The sequence below is a fragment of the Clostridium sp. 001 genome, from assembly GCF_019056555.1.
GTDB lineage: Bacteria > Bacillota > Clostridia > Clostridiales > Clostridiaceae > Clostridium_B > Clostridium_B ragsdalei.
Genome location: NZ_CP020473.1, coordinates 1114334 through 1133312, shown reverse-complemented (window position 1 = coordinate 1133312; position 18979 = coordinate 1114334). Strand labels below are relative to the sequence as shown.

The following is an 18979-nucleotide window of genomic DNA, read 5'->3' as shown; positions in this document are numbered from 1 at the left end:
ATAGATACTTTAATTAGATTAGAACAGTAAAACAAATGGATTTTCCATCCTCACTTCTAACTGAAATCTTTCTATGATGAGCCTGTACAATGGATTTGGCAATGGAAAGTCCAATTCCATAACCTCCAGTTTCTCTGGATCTTGAGGAGTCCGCCCGATAGAATCTGTCAAATAACTTGTCTAAATTTTCTTTATCAATCTCATCTGTTGTATTATATATTTCTAGCTTTGATCCTTTCTTTGCAGCAGACAAAGAAATTTTGATAGTTCCTTTTTCGTTAGAATACTTTACAGCATTATCCACAAGAGTAGAAACAAGTTGGTGAATACTATCTTCATCTCCATGTAATTTTATTCCTGGCTTAATATCCATTAGAAACTTTTTATGCTGTGTCTCTGCAATGGTACCAAATGGAGCTGTTGTTTCAAAAACTGCATCACTTAAATCAAAATCAGTAAATACCAATTTAATATTACCTTCATCCATCTTTGAAAGTGTTAGTAAATTTTTTACAAGCTTATCAAGACGGGTAATTTGATTTCGAGTGCTTGTAATCCATTCATTTTTACCGTGAGTTAGTTCCAGCACATCTGCATTAGCTGAAATAATAGCAAGCGGCGTCTTGATCTCATGTCCTGCATCCGTAATAAACTGCTTTTGTTTCTCCATATTTTCAATAATGGGATTAATCGCTTTTTTAGAAAAAATAGATACAAGAATAAATACAAGCAAAAGAGTTATTAGTGCAACTCCACAAGAGGTTAGTAAAAATAAAGTAGCTATCTGGATCTGACTTCTACAATCCATGAATACAAGCATTAGACCAACCGAATCATTTACTACTACATATTTATAGATGTCATTATATCCACTAGTTTTACCCTCACCCAGTACTTTATTGGCATATCCTGCTGCATCGGTTGAAGAAACAGCAGCAATATGGCTTGTATCAATTTCTCGGATACTACCGTCTTTATTGACCTTTACTACAAAATACCGTGTTTCAAACTGGGTTTCTGCATTCATTTGAAAACCAAATCTTTGCTCATTAGGTGGCAGCTTTCCTTTTTTATATATTGGAAACTTTCCCTGATTTTCTGAAAGAATTTTAAGGGCACCATTCACTTTACGGTCTATCTGATAAAGATTAACTACGTTAATGGAGCCAAGGAGAATAAACACAACTAAAGCCAATGAACCCATTGTAATCATAATGAATTTTCTCTGCAATTTTTTAATCATTTAATCTCCTCCAATTTATAGCAGGCATCTCTCCCTGAATTAATTTTTATATTAGCACCTAAAGATGCCAGCTTTTTACGCAGATAAGAAATGTATACCCACACCACATTGATCTCAGTTTCCTCATCATATCCCCAAATTCGTTCCATAAACTGTTCTGTGGAAATCAAACATTTTGGATTATTCATTAGCATCTCAAGCATAAGAAATTCCTTGTTGCCAAGTCTTAGAGAGGATTTTTTACTTGATAATTCATAGTTTTCTTTGTTGAGGCTAATATTTCCTACTTTAATTAAGCTTGGTGTAAACTCGGTCTTTCGTCTGGTCATAGCATGAACTCTGGCCAGCAATTCTCCCATAGCAAAAGGTTTGTTCAAATAATCATCTGCTCCTGTATTTAGTCCAAGAATTCTGTCTTCAATCTCAGTCTTTGCAGTAAGCATCAAAATCGGTGTATGTATTCCTTCTTTCCTTAAATTTTCCAATGCCTCAAGTCCGTTCATCTTTGGCATCATAATATCTAAAATAATCACATCATAACTTTTGGATAATCCACATTTTAACGCGTTTGCTCCATCATACACAGCATCCACTGAATAATTATTATGTTTTAAAATGGCAGCCAGTGCATTTGACAATTCTTTTTCATCTTCCGCAAGTAAAACTTTCATATCTATCTTCTCCATCTTAATATTGTATTTCATTTAACATATCTGAAATAGTCTGCAAATTTAAATCTGTTGAAGCAATTTCATCTGCACAACGTTTTAATTCATTAATAATCATCTTTTCATTAGGAATGTTTTTCTTGTATTTTAACTGGTGCTCTAAACTTGCCCAACAATCCATTGCAATAGTACGTATTTGAATCTCACAGTACACCATTTCAATCCGGTTTTCTAGATGCAATGGTACTTGTAAAATCATATGATAACTACGATAGCCATTGGGTTTCGGATTGTGAATATAATCTTTTTCCTTAATAATCTTAATATCATGCTGGTTCTTTAGCATGTTTACAATCCAATAAATATCATCTAAGAATGGACAGATAACACGGATTCCAGCTGCATCATGGATTTCCTTTAAAGCGCTTTCTACCGTAACAGGTAAATTTTTTCGCATCAATTTTTTTTTCATACTTTTAGCCGACTTAATTCTCGCCTTACAGTGTTCAATAGGATCTTTACATTGCTTTGCTACTTTGTATTTTCGAATAATATCCAATCTTGAGATAACTTCAATAATTGTTCCTTCTAATAGTATATAAGATTCTTTATAGAATTCATGTTCAGGTGACAGTGTTTCACATTTAATGTCATATTTAGACTGCTGCATCAGGTATTCCTCCTTATCGAAATAATTATTTTCAATTTTTAATATCAATGAATCTTACCTATTGGAAGTGTTACATTAGGTAGCCATCAGATAAAATATAACATTGTAACCTTAAATATAGGTTAAATTATATGGTGTTAATAAGTTATTTTATAGGTAATTTTAACATGCTAAATATAGGATAGTGGTTATAAATTTCAGAAATTTGATCATTTTATACATAATTATATATGTATATTCTTATTTACTAAAAAATACTCGCATTTTTGACATATTTTTTAATATAACAAAAAAACTATTGAAATTTTGATTTATTTATCCTACAATATTATTAATTTGTTAAAAAAACTATATAAAAATTATATTATTGCCATTAAACTATTGTAAAAATTATTAAACTGCAGCATATAGCAATGCTTATAATTTATTAAATACTATTACAAAAAATTAGAAACATATTAAAAGGGAGTGTACCAATTATGGAAAAACTACGACAAAATGAGTTATCTTATCTTGAAGTTGTTGCCTTGCCAGTAGCTATGATAGCACCTTCATCTGCAATGGCTCTTAATGTACCACTAATGGCAAGTATTTGCTCATATTCTGTGAGCCTAGTATTCTTAATTTCTATAGTGCTTTTAGGATGTATTGCTGTATCCTTTGTGAAATTTAATCAATACTTTTCAACTGCAGGTTCTGTATATACTTTTACAACAGAGTCCCTTGGTAAAAAGGTAGGATGTTTATCAGGTTGGGCTATTTATTTGACTTATTCAGTATTTACAGCTGGTTGCCTTTCAGCATTTGGTTCAATGTTTAATGACCTTATTGCAACTTCAACAGGCATAAATATAGGTTGGATTCCATATACCATAGTAGCTTTATTTTTAAGTTGGTATTTATGTTTTTCAGATGTAAAGCTAAGTTCAAAAATAATGCTAATACTAGAATTTGTATCAATATTTTTAATTATAATCCTAGCCATAGTTGTTATAAGTAAAACAGGATTCAGCACAATTCCATTTAAAATAAATAAGAATAGTCCTTCAAACATTGGAGAAGCAATAGTATTTGCAATATTATGCTTTGCTGGATTTGAAGGTGCCTCAAGCTATGGTGAAGAAAGTAAAAATCCTAAAAAGACAATTCCACTAGCAATAGCAAGTACAGTAATTATGTCAGGTTTATTCTTTGTACTTACGAGTTACGCCCTTGTATTAGGATTCAGCCATTCAAAAGATGGTATTGCAGCATTAGCAAAATCACCCTCAAGTGTTGCAGACCTATCAAAAATGTACATGCCAACATTTTATACATATTTAACATCATTTGTAGTATCTTTATCTGCTTTTTCTGCTGGACTTGGTGCTATGGCTGCTGCAAGTAGATTATTTTATTCAATGAGTCAAGATGGAAATGTTCCTAAAATAATTTCAAAAGTGCATCCAAAACACAAAACTCCTTATGTATCATTAAATGTTTTACTTATTTTTTCATTACTTTTAGTGTTTCTTTTATCCAAAAATGATGGTACAATAATCTTTGGATATTGTGGTACTCTTGGTGCAATGTCATTATTAATTGCATATTTTATAACCTGCCTTGGTTCAATAGTTTATTTCAAGCACAATAAAATTTGGACAAACAAAGATCTTATATTTCCGATAATAGCCTTGGTAGTTTTAGCGTACACATTTTATGCTAATATATATCCTGTACCAGCCTTCCCTAATAATATATTTCCATATATAATTTTGATCTGGTATGTTTTGGGGTATAGCTTTACACTTATATATAAAAGTAAGACAAAAAATCAAGAATTTGACAAAGATAAAATAGCATTATAATTATATACTGTTTTTGATATCATTCAATAATAAATTATAAAAATCTATTAAAATATTTAAGGAGTGATTTAAAATGAGTAGTTTTTATACAAAATCAGGTGTAAGACTTGATTACGTCGAATCTGGAGATAAGAATGGCAAACCAATTGTTTTAGTACATGGAATGCTGTGCTCAAAGGATTTTTTTCAAAAACAAATATCTTTCTTTAAAAATACAGGGTATCATGCTATAGCCGTCGATCTTAGAGGACACGGAGATTCAGATAAGCCTTTAGAAGGATATACAGTAAAAACATATGCTTCCGATCTTCATGAATTAATTATGGAATTGAATTTGCAAAAGCCTACACTACTTGGTTGGTCAATGGGTTCTATGGTAATTTGGGATTACTTCGATATGTTTCCAAATGAAGTTGGTGCCTTAATATGTGTAGACCAATCAGCATCCGATTTTGCATGGCCAGATTGGAAATTAGGCGTAATGACTACAAATGATTTAAGAGATATATCTGAAATAACTCAAACAGATAGAGAACCTTTCTATAAAGAATTAATAGATTTAATGATTCATGAACCTAACGAGAAGGATTCTGAATTCTTTTTAAGTCAAATGATGAAAATACCCCCTGTAATAGCTGAAGCAATTGTTTTAAACCAAACTTATCAAGATTACAGAGAGACTGTTAAAAAGATAAATGTACCAACTATTATTTTATTTGGAGGTGATCCAAAACTTAATCCTCCAGCAGCTGGTTTTTGGCTTCACGAACAAATTAAAGACTCTGAAATAAAAATTTTTGATAAATCAAGTCACTGCCCATTTTGGGAGGAAACAGATGACTTCAATAATACAATTAAATCATTTATGGATTCACTATAATATTGGAAGCATAAAAAAAGAGCTGAACACTAAAAAATTAGTGTACAGCTCTTTTTAGTGCGCCTAGCATTGGCAGTAACTTGGTGGTGATCAACACACTGACAAACTCTTATCTTGAAAAGATAGGATATACAAGTATTTTTAAAAGCTATAAGCAAATACATTAATTTCTATAGAGGAGTTGCCCAAATGCTTGAATTTTGATAATATAATAATAAATCTGACAAATGGTCAAGCTATTTTCTATCAAGGAATGTTACTTAGTGGGAGGAGTATTACAGTAGGCAGCCATCAGATAAACGATATAGGGGGCAATTAAATGTTTAAAATTCAAAAGTACAATAACATTTCACAAGAAAAACTTAATACAATGCCAAATGATTTATATGAGATTGGGGAAAATTTCGATAATCCAGACGGAATTCTTCTTAGAAGTTTCAATTTACTTAATGCCGAACTTCCTCAAAATCTTAAAGCAATTGCAAGGGCAGGAGCTGGAGTTAACAATATACCAATAGACAAATGTTCTGAAAATGGAATTGTTGTATTTAATACACCAGGAGCTAATGCAAATGGTGTTAAAGAGTTAGTTTTAGCATCTCTCTTTCTTTCTTCAAGAAAGATATATAGGGGAATAAATTGGGCTAAGTCTCTTAAAGGAAAAGGTGAAGATGTTGTAAAGTTAGTGGAGAAATCCAAAAGCCAGTTTCAAGGCCCAGAAATTAAAGGAAAAAAGCTTGGAATTATAGGACTTGGTGCTATAGGTGCAGCAGTTGCCAATGATGCACTTGCACTTGGTATGGAGGTAATAGGGTATGACCCATACATATCTGTAGATTCAGCATGGAACCTTTCTCGAAAGGTAGAAAAAGAGACGAATTTTGATAACTTACTTGCTGAAGCAGATTATATTACTATTCATGTTCCATTAAATAATAATACAAAAGGTATGATTAATAAAGAAAAGTTTGCAATTATGAAAAAAGGTATGAAAATAATAAACATAGCAAGAGGTGGACTAGTTGTAAATAAAGATTTACTTGAAGCAATAGAAGATGGCACTGTAAGCTGCTATATTACAGATTTCCCAGAGGATGAATTAATAGGAAATGACAATATTATTACAATTCCTCATTTAGGAGCTTCAACGCCTGAATCGGAGGAAAATTGTGCAGCTATGGCAGTAGAGGAACTTAGAAATTTTCTTGAAAGAGGTACTATTAAAAATTCAGTAAATTTCCCAAATTGTGATTTAGAGTATAAAGGTCACATAAGACTTTTAGTGGGAAATATTAATGTTCCTAATATGGTTGGACAGGTAACAACTATATTAGCACAAAATGAAATAAATATTGCCAGTCTGTTAAATAGTCATAAGGGAAAAATTGCATACAATATAATAGATGTTGATGGAAATGTAACTTCCGAAGTATTGGAAAAAATTAAGGCAATCGATGGAGTTGTAATGGTAAGAATTATTAGATAGTTATGCTATAGTCATCGGATAAAAGGACAGCATAGGGTATTTTATATATAATGCATCACCTTATACTATACAAGGGTGATGCATTATTAATTAATCACAAAATTGAGAAAAAGTTAAATGAGGTTTTTCAACCCATAATTAATGTAACTTCATATTATCAACCAATATCTGTGAATTTTCAGTGATTTGTGTTACTGCTGCAGATACTTCTTCTAATGAGCCAGCTTGAGTTGTGGCTATTTCGCCTAATTCATTTATAGTATCTATTATTACTTTCATATTATTGTTCATTTCAACAAGTGCCGAAGAGATCTTTTTGGAAGATTCACTACTATTTGATGCCAATTTTCTCATTTCTCCTGCTACTACGGAGAAACCTTTTCCGTATTCTCCAGCTCTTGAAGACTCTATTGCAGCATTGAGTCCAAGAAGGTTAGATTGTTTTGAGATGCTTTCAATTAAGGTAATAGCCTCATTGCTTTCAGTTATTAGTTTTTTTGTTACTTCAGTATTTTCTATAATATAATTTAATTTTTCAGATAATTTAACAGCATCGCTAGTAATTTCTGATATACTTGAGCTTGTTTCTTGAAGAGAACTCTTTAATTCTGAAGAGGAATTTTTAATTTTTATGAGGTCTTCTATATCTGTTGATAAAATTAATACTCCGACAACTTGGCTATCTTTATTAATTGCAGGAATTATGGTAACTTTAGCATCTATACCATGTTCATTTTTATTAAATACAGCTCTAAATGTTTCTTTTTTATTAAAAATGGTATCACTGGCACCAACATTTTTTATGAGATTCATATTAGTCTTGTCTCCGACTTTTACAGTAGATTTTTTATTTTTACTGTCTAGAGCATATATACATTTTTCTTTATCCCAAATTGTGATAACTGTATTTCCTTCAAGTGCTTCACTTATGACTGGCGCAGTATTAATCAATGATTGAAAAATTTTCTCCATTTACAATTCCTTCTCTCATAATTTTGTGAAATATTTTATTAACAATATATCATAAATTAGGTTCATTTTCTACTTTTAATAAAGAGTATATGTTTCTATTTACTGTGGATTAAGTTATACTCTTGATTATGCAGAAAATATGAATTTATAAGAAATATAACTATCAAATATGACATGCAGTTGTCATGCTATTTTTGATATATTATAAAAGAAAAATGAAATCTAGGAAGGTGCTAAAATGGAATTAATAAGGATTACGGAAGAAAATATAGAGAGAGAACATATTTGCTGTGCAATTTCAGGCAATAAAGATTGCCAGGTTGTTTCAAAAAAAGAATGGCTTAAGAAACGTTTTAAAGAAGGTCTGGTATTTTTAAAAGGAAATGTAAGGGGAAAGTGTTTTATAGAATATGTGCCAGCAGAAAATGCATGGTGTCCTATTGAGGCAAAGGGCTATATGTTTATTGACTGTCTGTGGGTATCAGGGCGATTTAAAGGAAAGGGATATTCAAATGAACTTTTGAATGCCTGTATTTCTGATAGTAGGGAAAAAGGAAAATTAGGGTTAGTCATATTGTCTGCTAAAAAGAAAATTCCCTATATTTCAGATCCTAAGTATTTAAAATATAAGAAATTTCAATTGGCTGATACTTCAGAGCCTTTCTATGAATTATTCTATTTGCCATTTAGTGAAAATGCACCTAAACCATGTTTTATGAAGCATATAAAAATACCTTCAATTAAAGAACAAGGTTTTGTTTTGTACTATTCAAATCAGTGTCCGTTTACTGCAAAGTATGTTCCTATTATTGAAAAGGTTGCTTCCGAGAAAAAAATTGCATTTAAATCAATACGATTTAAATCAACTAAAGAAGCAAGAATGTCCCCAGCGCCATTTACTACGTATAGTTTGTTTTATAATGGCAAGTTTGTTACAAATGAAATCCTATCAGATAAGACATTTGAGAAAATGATACATAAGGTTATAGATTAAATATCAATGAATTTTACTTAGTGGGAGTGTTACGGTAGCCATCAGATAAGAGCACCCTGTAAGATTATACACGATATCATTTCTGTGTATATCCGTGCAGGGTACATTTTTATTTTAAATATTAAATAAATTAATTAATTAACCTATGCATGTCCATATGTTAACAATTTTTTATTTTCTTTATTAACTCTTTGGCAACTTTCTGTCCTGAAATTAACATGCCTCCAAAAATTGGTCCCATTCTTTGACCACCAAAAGTTGCATTGGCAGCCATACCAGATACATAAAGGCCAGGGTAAACTTCACGAGTATTTTCAACCACCTGTTCTTCTCCGCGATTTGCCCACATTGGCTTTTCGCCTTCCAAAGTTCCATTAGGCGTGTTTAAAACATTTCCCATTCTGGTTACTAATTTATTGACAACTGATGCATCATGTCCGGTAGCATCAAGAACATACTTTGATTCTATCATTATAGGATCAATAGGCATTCTTGTTTTTTCAACAGCGGCCCAATTAATAACTAGACCTGAAATACATTTATCCTTAACTATTACATCTTCTACTGTAATCAAATTTAATATTCTGGCTCCGGCTTGTGCTGCATTGAAAGTAAGTCCAGAAACACATTCAATGGAATCAGCTGTATAGTAATTTTCTTCATATTTTTTGTATCCAATGTTAGATTCATCAAGGATGCTTTTAGCACTTTCTTGAATAACGATCTGATTCATCATCATACCGCCGCCCCACATGCCGCCGCCAATACTCAAGCTGCGCTCTAAAAGGGTTGTTTTAATTCCAGCTTTAGCAAGATAGCTTGCAGCTACTAAACCTGAAGGCCCTCCTCCAACAATAATTACATCTGAATGTAAAACATCCTCTAGTTTATTTTTGTAAGTATCAATAATGGCCTTTGAAATTTTTGTGTCTTCTAAGTACATTTTTCTTTACTCCTTTACTATATAAATTTATAAATTAAAAAGCACACCCGTAGAAACAGGTGTGCTAAATATTTTAAACCTTCCCTACGCGGACATTACTCCGATCAAGTTATAAGAGTCAGGTACTTACTAGTCCTTTCTCAGCCCAAAACATGAGCTCCCCATTAAAATATAGTTACTATTTTGTTTTTATTACTTTTAGTATCATTAATAATATTTAAGCATTACTAACAATTCCTATAATACCACTTATATGTAACTTTGTTAATATAAATTTTTACTGTTAAAAATAAATAGTCTATGTTTAAGCTATTACTATTTATTTAAATCTAATTTTTAAAATAACTATACATTATATTTATTTTGTTTAATACGAGGAGGGACTCTAATGAGCTTTTTGAAAAATGCAAGAGTAAAAGTAAGATTACTTATTTCCTATTTAATTGTGGCTGTATTGATTTTAATTGTAGGAATAGTGGGAACAATATCTTTAAAGAAGGTTTCAAGTAATTCCCAGAATATGTACAATCAAAACATGCAGATTGTTTATAAGTTATCCGATATGAATAGGAATTTATCTGATATAAGATCAGATACTTTAAAGATGGTTTATCAAAAGAGTGATATAAAAAGGCAAGATGCTGAAAAAGATATAAATGCCAAAGAGAGCAATAATGCCGAATATGTTAAAACTCTTGATACATTTGAAATGGACGCTTCAGAAAAGAGTACTTGGGAAACATTTAAAAGTCAATTGAAAAGTTATAAGGATGAAGTTGAAAATATCGATAATTTTTCATCAAAAAAAGACTACGAATCCGCGGAAAATGAACTGCTAAGTAAAGCTACGCCTACGAGAGAAAACATGTCTAAAAGTTTAAATGATTTAATAAGCTTAAACCTCAATTATGCAAAAAACAATAATCAAAACAATACAAAATTATATAATATGTCAAGTGTAATAATGGCTATATTGATAATTTTTGGATTTGCTCTTGCAATATTGATAGGGCTACTTACATCAAATGACATAAACAAGGTACTTCATGACTTACTTAATTTTGCACATAAACTAGAGAAATATGATTTATCATATAAATCTTCAATTACTAGAAAAGACGAATTTGGAGAAACTGCAGCTGCGCTTACAAATGCTAGAGACAATATAAAAAAGCTCATTCACAATATAATGGAAAATTCTCAGGATATGAGTGCGGCCAGCGAAGAATTATCTGCTGTTGTTGAGGAGCTTTATTCTAAAACTGAAAACATGCAAAATGCTGTTAACAATATTGCATCTGGAGTACAAGAAACAAGTGCATCTACTGAAGAAATTACAGCATCTATCCAGGAGGTTAATTCTAGTATAAGTGAGCTTTCACAAAAATCTTTAGATGGAAGTAATAGTGCAAACCAGTCAAAAGAACATGCTTTAACTGTACAGGAAAGTGGTAAAAGGGCAATCCAACAAACAACAAAAGTCTATAATGAAAAAAGAGAAAAAACATTGAAGGCAATTGAAGATGGTAAAGTAGTAGAAAACATAAAAATTATGGCTGATACGATATCGAGCATAGCACAGCAGACCAATTTACTTGCATTAAACGCAGCAATAGAAGCAGCAAGAGCTGGAGAAAAAGGAAAGGGATTTGCTGTAGTTGCGGATGAGGTAAGAAATCTTGCGGAGCAGTCTTCAGAAGCAACAACTGGTATTCAGGACACTATTTCAAAGGTCCATGAGGCATTTGAAAACATGTCATTGAACAGCAATGATATATTGGATTTTGTACATATAGATGTGGGTAAAGGATTTGAAGCTTTTGGAAGTATGGGAAATCAATATTATAGTGAGGCTGAATTTGTAAGTAAAACGTCGGAAGAAATTGCGGCTATGTCAGAAGAACTTACTGCAACCATGAATCAGGTGAGTGAAGCAGCACAGAATATGGCAGAAGTAGCTCAGAAATCTTCAGAAGATGCATTTGTGATAAAAGAAAGTATAAATGAAACAACACAGGGAATTGAGCAGGCAGCTAAAACCGCACAAATCCAGTCAGGCAGTGCTCAAAAACTTAATGAACTTGTACAAAAGTTTAAATTATAACCATAAATTTTTTTAGCAATGGTGTATAATAATATCTAAAGTTTTAGGGAGGCTGATAATATGCAAACTGTAACATTAGGAAAAACTGGACTAGTTGTAAGCAAAAATGGATTTGGGTCACTTCCAATACAGCGTATTTCAAAGAAAGATGCCGTATATTTATTGCAGAAGGCATTTTATAATGGTATCAATTATTTTGATACTGCAAGAGCGTATTCGGACAGTGAGGAAAAGCTTGGAGCTGCCTTTTCTTACATAAGAGATAAGATTACTATAAGTACAAAAACAGCAGCACAAAATGCGGATGATTTTTGGAAGGATTTAGAGCAGAGCCTTAAAAATCTTAAGACAAATTATATTGATATCTATCAGTTTCATAATCCTGCATTTTGTCCAAAACCTGGCGATGAATCGGGACTTTATGATGCAATGCTTGAGGCAAAGAAACAGGGAAAAATTCGTTTTATTGGAATTACAAATCACAGATTGGCAGTAGCAAAAGAGGCAATAGAATCAAATTTATATGATACGCTGCAGTTCCCATTTTGTTACCTTGCAAGCGATGCAGATATAGAAATTGTGAAAGCATGCAAGAAAAATAATATGGGTTTTATTGCAATGAAAGCTTTATCAGGAGGACTTATTACAAACTCTGCTATGGCATATGCATATCTTGCACAGTTTGAACATGTTGCTCCAATCTGGGGTATACAGCGTGAGAGTGAACTGGATGAATTCTTGTCCTATAATGATAATCCACCAGTTTTGACAGAAGATATGAAAAAACAGATTGAACATGACAGAAAGGAATTATCCGGTGACTTCTGTCGTGGATGCGGGTATTGTATGCCCTGCTCTGCTGGAATTCAAATTAATGATTGTGCAAGGATGAGTCTTCTTCTCCGCCGTGCACCGCAGAATGTATACTTATCTGATTATTTCGCGGAAAAGAATCCAGTACGGAGCATAGCTCCGTACCAGTAATAATCCGTCTTGAATCCAGCAATTCACGGAATGAATCCACTTGAAATTATAGCTTGTGTTTAGCACAGTACTCACGCATGTTCAGGGATCCTGTTTCAACCCAGATTGCATTATGTACTATTCTGTCCATGATGGCATCAGCATGAACACCACCACCAAGTCTTGAATGCCAGTCTTCCTGACGGTATTGCGTGCAGAAGATAGTAGATGTTGAATCGTGTCTGCGTTCAATCAGTTCGAAGATGAAATGCTGTTCTTCTTCAGAGATATCTTCAAGTAGCCATTCATCCAAAATTAGCAATCCATAACAGCTATACTTCTTAAGTAGTTTTGCTGAGCCCTTAGTGACTAGAGAAGCCTCATCATGCTCTACTAATAAGTCTGGAAGTCTTATATACCTAGTTTTGATCTGATATTTGCAGGCTTGCCTTCCAAGTGCACATGCAAGATATGTTTTGCCAGAACCGGTAAAGCCTTGAAAAATGACATTTGAATTGTTTCCAATGAACTGGCATGTGGACAATTCTTGAATCACCTGCTTTTCAATACCACGTTCTGAATAATAGATATCATTTACTTCGGCTTTGGGAAGCCTGAACTTTGAAAGCTTCATAAGTCGCTGAATCTTACTGTTATATTTCTCCTGGTAAAGATAATCCATCAGCCTTTGTATGCGTTCATCAAATTGCAGAGTGACACAGTTGATGTCTCGCTGCTGTATTTCCAATGCAGTAATGAGTTCACTAAGATTCAGTTCACGCAGTTTTCGTTTTGTTTCATCGTTAATCATTACTGCTACCTCCGTAATACTCTGCACCACGTACATATCCACCTGTATTTTTCTTGGGTTTTACGGATGCATTTTTATTTTCTAGATAAATCTGGTCTTGATTAGTAGCAAGAATAGATTTAACATGATGATAGCGGGGCGTTTTGACTCTAGTTAGTGCCAACTCGCAGGCAGTTTCCAGACGGGCTTCTGAATAGGTTTTGCTCAAGCGTAAAACGGACAGGGATGGGTTGTATCCCTGTTCTTTTATTTTTACTCCAGCAAATATCCTATCAATAACCTCACCGGTACTGCTTCCGATAGAATAAGCCCGTCGTCTGATTCGTGTATTATCCCATTCAGGTTGTTGGAACTGATCAGGCATGTCTTCAGCGTGTGTTGAATAACGATTGATTACATAATCAGGAAACTTTGTATGGGTAGCAACACGTTCCCTTGATATATATATTTCCAAGTTAGAATCGGTAACTTTTAGGTCTGCTGTTTTACCAACATATTGATAAGGGCAGGAATATCGATTCTTGTTATAGACCACGTGACAGTCAAGATTTACTTTTCTGCCATAAATCCATTCAGCGATTTCATATGGGATGATTGGAAGATTATGAAGATAACTCTTTTCTTCTTCAAAAACTGCCTTTCGGCTTCCCTCACGTTTTTGGAACTTTTTGTTATTAAAGTCCGTAAGGGCATTTGAGACACCCATCTTTAATTCATGAAATGAGTAATAGAGCTTATTACGAAGTTTAGCAATGATGGCAGTTGCTACCTTTCCAACAGTACCTTCTACTGATGCTTTCTGTTTAGGTTTTCTGACTCCGGTTGGCATGATTGCTGTCATGTAATGAGAACCAAGTGCCTCATAATTGTCGTTAAGTATGATATCGCCTTCTTTAGGATGGGATATAACACCAGTTTTGAGATTATCGCAAACAGTACGGATGGTGACACCACCAAAGAATTCATACATGTGAATATGACATCTAAGCCATGTGTCCTGCTTCATATCAAGACAGGGCTCTACATATGAATACTGGCTATATGGAAGTGTAGCAACAAACAGATATACGGTAATCACTTCACCTGTTGTAGCATCAACATAAGACATCCCTGGTCCTGACCAGTCTACTTCTGTGATGACACCTGGCTTGTGATCCAGATGATTAGTCAGTTTGTTTGCAATCGTATAATCACTGTATCCCTCGCAGAATTTAGTGTAGCCCATAGAGATTTCGTTGGAGCTATTACATTTATCACAGTATTCCTGCCAAAGCAGTTTTAATGTAACACCAACTTTCTTCAATTCTTTGTGAACATACTCATAATCAGGATTCCTATACATATTTTCGATGACATGCTTATCCGGATAGAAAATCCGATATACGATTTCCTCATCCATGTCTTTGACAGTATCGAAGGTAATGCCGAGAGAATCAGCGATGTGAAACACATCACTAACAGAGTTTTTAGACATATGCCTGGTAGCTGCAATTGTGTTACGTGACATACGTGCTGCTCGAAGCTCTAGGATGAGCTTCACTTTGATTTTATTGGCCATAAAAAGGCCTCCCTTCTGTAAAATTAGGTAGCTTTTAGCTCCATATTTATTGTACAGAAGATTTATGAATAAGTGGAATCATTCCACGAATGACCTTATAAAAAACAGAGTGGAATCATTATGCGAATAGGTGGCTCTCAATTGCGTATTGATGGCTCCGTGAACGCGAAATAATCAGACAAAATGGATATTGCACGGTATAGAGAGGCATTACCACGTATTTTTGATTTAGCTTTGGGCATTACGACTATAGAAAATTTGATGATAAAAGATAAAATTACTACTATAGAGCATGATATTGTAAAACTTGAGAAAGAAAGAAATGTTTTAGAAAAGGAAATTGAAAATCATGATGAAAGCTTACAAATTCTTATTAAAAAGGCGATGGAGGCAAAAATAATTTCTTCAACTTCAATTTATTTGGATAAAGCTGTTAGAGAGTTAGAAGGTATACTTATTACTGGAGAACTACCTATTGTAGAAATTAAAGAAAATAAAGATATTGAGAAGCTAAAACAAAAAAAACAGAAAATAGAGATTCAACTTGTTAAATTACGTCGTTTTAAAAATAGATATGCAACATATAAAAAGCACTTAAGTAAAGAAGAGGATGCGCTAAAACCTATAAGATATATTAATAAGACTTTTTCTGAAAATATTTCAAATGACGAGTATCGTCAATTTCTCAATATATTAGAATATGAGCTTGGAAATATAAAAAAAGCAATAAAGGAAAAGTTACCATTTGAGTATGGTGTTGATGATAAAATAGATGAACTAGAAAAAGAATTAAATGTTATAAAGAAAAAACTAGAAATAGTACCTGATATAGATGATACAATAAAAAGTGATAAAGAGAGGTTAATTTCTATTGGTGAAATAAAAAATGAACTTTTACATTTAATAAACCAAAAAATATCACCAGAAAAAATTGATAAAAAAATTGAAATTAAAGAAAATGAACTTTCAAGCTTGAAAGATATTTACAATTCACCAGAAAAAAGTAAAACAATAATAATTAATGCTTTGAATGATTATGTGCAAACTTATATAGAAGTTGCTCAATCAGCTTTAGATGAATATGGAAAATACCTTGCTACCTTTGATTATAGTAAAAAAGTTTTAAAATTACGTAGAAGTAAAGCAACTACTACGGCAAATATTACAAGTAGCTCTGATCATCTGTTTATGCATTTATGTTTATTTTTAGGCATGCATGAATTGATAATAAATAGAAATGTTCCTTATATATTACCTTTTCTAATTATTGATCAACCAAGTAGACCTTATTTTAATAACAGTACTTTTGATTATAGTAATAGCAAAGAAAATTTATCTAAAAAAGATGATTGGAATAAAGTAAAAGAAATATTTCATTTGATAGATGCTTTTCTTGAAAATATACTAAAGGACAAGCATCACTTTCAAGTTATATTATTAGAACATGTATCGGATGATGCATGGCATGAATGTAAGCATATTCATTTGGTAGAAATATTTGATGGCATAAGCAATGCATTGATTCCACCAATAGGAAAAAGAAAAAATCATAAGTAGTTGCTATATCAGAAAGGTAAATAATATTTATTCGAAAGATTAAACTTAGTATATATCTATGATTAATATTCAGGATTATATTATTCAAATATAGGATTTAACTAAATTTTAGGCAAAATAACAATAAAATGGCTAGATTTATACTATAGTTTTAAACAATCCTTTAGCGTTAGTATCTAAGAATTTTTTTAGAGGTAAAGCTTAAAATTTAGTGGTAATGAATAATTAGAAATCCTGTAATGGAAGAGATTATACAGTGAGACAACATAGGTTTGTTGCAATCAGTATGAGAATTATGAAAGTCAATAGCTTGTATATTCTTAGTATATGAATTTTTTTACTCAAAATATCATCTAGACTAAGAAAGCCTACGGCTTTGTTATCCACTCTTTTGTTAATGGGTTTAAGTAAATGACAAATCCTTTCTTTGGTCATCAACGTATTCATTATTTCATGTATATCTTCCAAGGAATCTGGAACTATTGATTCTATGTTTGTTACAAGTAAGTTTATTATAAATTGTTGAAACATTTTTATGACCTTCGGTCAATATAATTCCAAAAGTCATATTTATACAAAATCAATGAATATTTTGTGTACAAATTGTATATTATGAATTTAGATTATTTATATATTTGATTATATTTTCATCTTGAGTTATCACTATTCCAGGTATAAATTGACATCCTATTGTTTCATTTTTGTTTCATCAACAATAGACTAACATATTAGGTCGATTTATTCTTTTGTTTTACATTTAATTTGGTAATGTAAATACTGGATTATAATATAAGTTAAAAATTTTGAATTTAGTTTATAAATCTAGTTATTTTAATTGATTTATTGTATTTGCTACTTTATAGGTTACCATCATATGTCATAATAATAAATAAATGCTATAATAAAATTAAGTCGAATTTTATTTAATATAAATATAATTTAATGATTAAAATAGAAAAATTCATAATTTTATTTTTTTGTCTTTTAATTTTAATAGGAGAGATTATTTATATGGGAATGGAAATATATTTAACGCAAGCTAGTTTAGGAGATTGTATACTAATCCGATGTGGAGAATCAGAAAAAAAAGTTAATATTTTAATTGATTCAGGATTAGCAAGTAAGAACTTTCAACGTCCAATGGATATAATACATGATCATGGTGAAAAAATAGACATGTGTGTGTTTACCCATGACGATAATGATCATATTCAAGGTGCTAAGAATTTGATTAATCAAATAATTAAATCAAAAAAGGAAAGGAGATTGACAAGTAGCCAGAAAGAAATAGAAAAAAATTTATTTGGAATATCAAGTGAAAGAATGATTTTTAATTTTGGTCAGAATGTACAAAGTGAATTATTAGCGGCTGATGATATGCATGAAATGATTAAAATGCTATTAAATCATGGAATTGATTATACAAATGTTGGATTAGTATTAGCAGATGGAAAAGTAAAAAATGTAAATGAAAGTAGTAAATCTTGGCCAAATATAATTCAACTTACATGGGAATTTGTGAATGATGAACTAAAGAGTGAAATTATAAGAAATCCAACAGATAAAGATCTAAAAACAGAAAAAGAACATTTGGAACTTATTATATTAAGTCCAGATAAGGATGTCTTAAAAAAATATGTAGAAAATGCATGGAGTGATATTCGAGATATTAAGCTATCGGTAGAAGAAAATGATAAATCTGAAAATGAGTGGGAAAGGTCGATTCAGTATTGGATTAAACAGAAGGGTGAAATTAAAGAGGATACAAAGTTTGCTAATGTAGCAAGTATTGCATTTTTAATTAAGTATAATGGCATTTGTGGATTATTAGCTGGAGATGCACATCCAGATGTAATGGTTAAGTATGGAAAAAAATACTTGAAACAGATAGGAAGTAAATTAAAATATATAAACTTAGATTTTATGAAATTACCTCATCATGGTTCATCACATAATATTAATAAAGAATTTTTAGAATTTTTTAGAACGTACACATACTTAGTTAGTACTAAGGGTAGTAAGCAGTATAGGCATCCAGGAAAGATTACGTTTGCGGAAATAGCAAAAAATGGATCATATGACAAAGAAATTAATATATTAACAAATTACTCATGGTGGAAGAATTTTGAAGATTGGCAACATGGAGATATTATTGACATAGACAAGTATACAGGAAAATGTAGTCTTGAGATAGCTAATGGTACAAAGCAAAAAATAAATTTTATAAAGTTGAAAATAGATAAAATGAAAGTAATGGGAGGAAAGCTTACATTTAGTATGTAA

The 18979-nt window shown here is 31.7% G+C and carries 15 protein-coding genes and 1 riboswitch; of the genes, 8 read left to right on the top strand and 7 right to left on the bottom strand.

Annotated elements, in window-relative coordinates; all coding sequences use genetic code 11:
* Nucleotides 1-13: 13 nt before the first annotated feature.
* Genes B5S50_RS05040 through B5S50_RS05030 form a run of 3 tightly spaced genes read right to left on the bottom strand, consistent with a single transcriptional unit; the run spans nucleotide 14 to nucleotide 2581 of the window.
* Complete coding sequence (locus B5S50_RS05040) at nucleotides 14-1243, bottom strand: cell wall metabolism sensor histidine kinase WalK (protein ID WP_217303269.1); 1230 nt, start codon at nucleotides 1241-1243, stop codon at nucleotides 14-16.
* Nucleotides 1240-1914, bottom strand: coding sequence for a response regulator transcription factor (locus tag B5S50_RS05035; protein ID WP_065077922.1), 675 nt, complete (start codon nucleotides 1912-1914; stop codon nucleotides 1240-1242). The genes B5S50_RS05040 and B5S50_RS05035 overlap by 4 nt, the downstream gene beginning before the upstream one ends.
* Before the next feature lie 16 nt (nucleotides 1915-1930).
* Nucleotides 1931-2581 (bottom strand): GTP pyrophosphokinase family protein, encoded by a 651-nt coding sequence (locus B5S50_RS05030; protein WP_065077921.1) that lies wholly within the window; start codon nucleotides 2579-2581, stop codon nucleotides 1931-1933.
* A 479-nt stretch (nucleotides 2582-3060) separates the two neighbouring features.
* Here B5S50_RS05030 and B5S50_RS05025 point away from each other — a divergent pair, with 479 nt between their 5' ends.
* From B5S50_RS05025 to B5S50_RS05015, 3 genes are all read left to right on the top strand, one after another.
* Nucleotides 3061-4428, top strand: coding sequence for an APC family permease (locus B5S50_RS05025; protein ID WP_065077920.1), 1368 nt, complete (start codon nucleotides 3061-3063; stop codon nucleotides 4426-4428).
* Between the two features lie 73 nt (nucleotides 4429-4501).
* Nucleotides 4502-5308 (top strand): alpha/beta fold hydrolase, encoded by an 807-nt coding sequence (locus tag B5S50_RS05020; protein WP_065077919.1) that lies wholly within the window; start codon nucleotides 4502-4504, stop codon nucleotides 5306-5308.
* Between the two features lie 319 nt (nucleotides 5309-5627).
* Nucleotides 5628-6794 (top strand): phosphoglycerate dehydrogenase, encoded by a 1167-nt coding sequence (locus B5S50_RS05015; protein ID WP_065077918.1) that lies wholly within the window; start codon nucleotides 5628-5630, stop codon nucleotides 6792-6794.
* A 138-nt stretch (nucleotides 6795-6932) separates the two neighbouring features.
* Here the strand turns inward: B5S50_RS05015 and B5S50_RS05010 are convergent, their stop codons facing one another.
* The gene (locus B5S50_RS05010) at nucleotides 6933-7766 is read right to left on the bottom strand and encodes a methyl-accepting chemotaxis protein (RefSeq protein WP_065077917.1); all 834 of its coding nucleotides are present in this window, start codon (nucleotides 7764-7766) and stop codon (nucleotides 6933-6935) included.
* Between the two features lie 238 nt (nucleotides 7767-8004).
* Between B5S50_RS05010 and B5S50_RS05005 the strand changes: the two genes are divergently transcribed.
* Nucleotides 8005-8760 (top strand): YoaP domain-containing protein, encoded by a 756-nt coding sequence (locus B5S50_RS05005; protein ID WP_217303268.1) that lies wholly within the window; start codon nucleotides 8005-8007, stop codon nucleotides 8758-8760.
* 160 nt (nucleotides 8761-8920) lie between these two features.
* Here the strand turns inward: B5S50_RS05005 and B5S50_RS05000 are convergent, their stop codons facing one another.
* A complete protein-coding gene (locus B5S50_RS05000) occupies nucleotides 8921-9703 on the bottom strand; it encodes a sulfide-dependent adenosine diphosphate thiazole synthase (protein ID WP_217303267.1) in 783 nt (260 codons plus the stop codon).
* A gap of 64 nt (nucleotides 9704-9767) precedes the next feature.
* Nucleotides 9768-9877: riboswitch (TPP riboswitch) on the bottom strand.
* Nucleotides 9878-10091: 214 nt separating this feature from the next.
* On the opposite strand from B5S50_RS05000, the gene B5S50_RS04995 reads away from it, so the two are divergent.
* Together B5S50_RS04995 and B5S50_RS04990 are read left to right on the top strand one after the other, a co-directional pair.
* The gene (locus B5S50_RS04995; RefSeq protein WP_217303266.1) at nucleotides 10092-11807 is read left to right on the top strand and encodes a methyl-accepting chemotaxis protein; all 1716 of its coding nucleotides are present in this window, start codon (nucleotides 10092-10094) and stop codon (nucleotides 11805-11807) included.
* 60 nt (nucleotides 11808-11867) lie between these two features.
* Entirely contained in the window at nucleotides 11868-12791 is a 924-nt protein-coding gene (locus tag B5S50_RS04990; protein ID WP_254306712.1) for an aldo/keto reductase, read from the top strand.
* 46 nt (nucleotides 12792-12837) lie between these two features.
* On the opposite strand, the gene B5S50_RS04985 is transcribed toward B5S50_RS04990, so the two are convergent.
* Both B5S50_RS04985 and istA read right to left on the bottom strand, forming a co-directional pair.
* Entirely contained in the window at nucleotides 12838-13581 is a 744-nt protein-coding gene (locus B5S50_RS04985) for an ATP-binding protein (protein WP_217301826.1), read from the bottom strand.
* A complete protein-coding gene (gene istA / locus B5S50_RS04980) occupies nucleotides 13574-15139 on the bottom strand; it encodes an IS21 family transposase (protein ID WP_217302289.1) in 1566 nt (521 codons plus the stop codon). The genes B5S50_RS04985 and istA overlap by 8 nt, the downstream gene beginning before the upstream one ends.
* A 183-nt stretch (nucleotides 15140-15322) precedes the next feature.
* Here istA and B5S50_RS04975 point away from each other — a divergent pair, with 183 nt between their 5' ends.
* Both B5S50_RS04975 and B5S50_RS04970 read left to right on the top strand, forming a co-directional pair.
* The gene (locus B5S50_RS04975; RefSeq protein ID WP_217303265.1) at nucleotides 15323-16696 is read left to right on the top strand and encodes a DUF3732 domain-containing protein; all 1374 of its coding nucleotides are present in this window, start codon (nucleotides 15323-15325) and stop codon (nucleotides 16694-16696) included.
* A gap of 1011 nt (nucleotides 16697-17707) precedes the next feature.
* On the top strand, nucleotides 17708-18979 hold the full coding sequence (locus tag B5S50_RS04970; RefSeq protein ID WP_217303264.1) for a hypothetical protein: 1272 nt from the start codon (nucleotides 17708-17710) through the stop codon (nucleotides 18977-18979).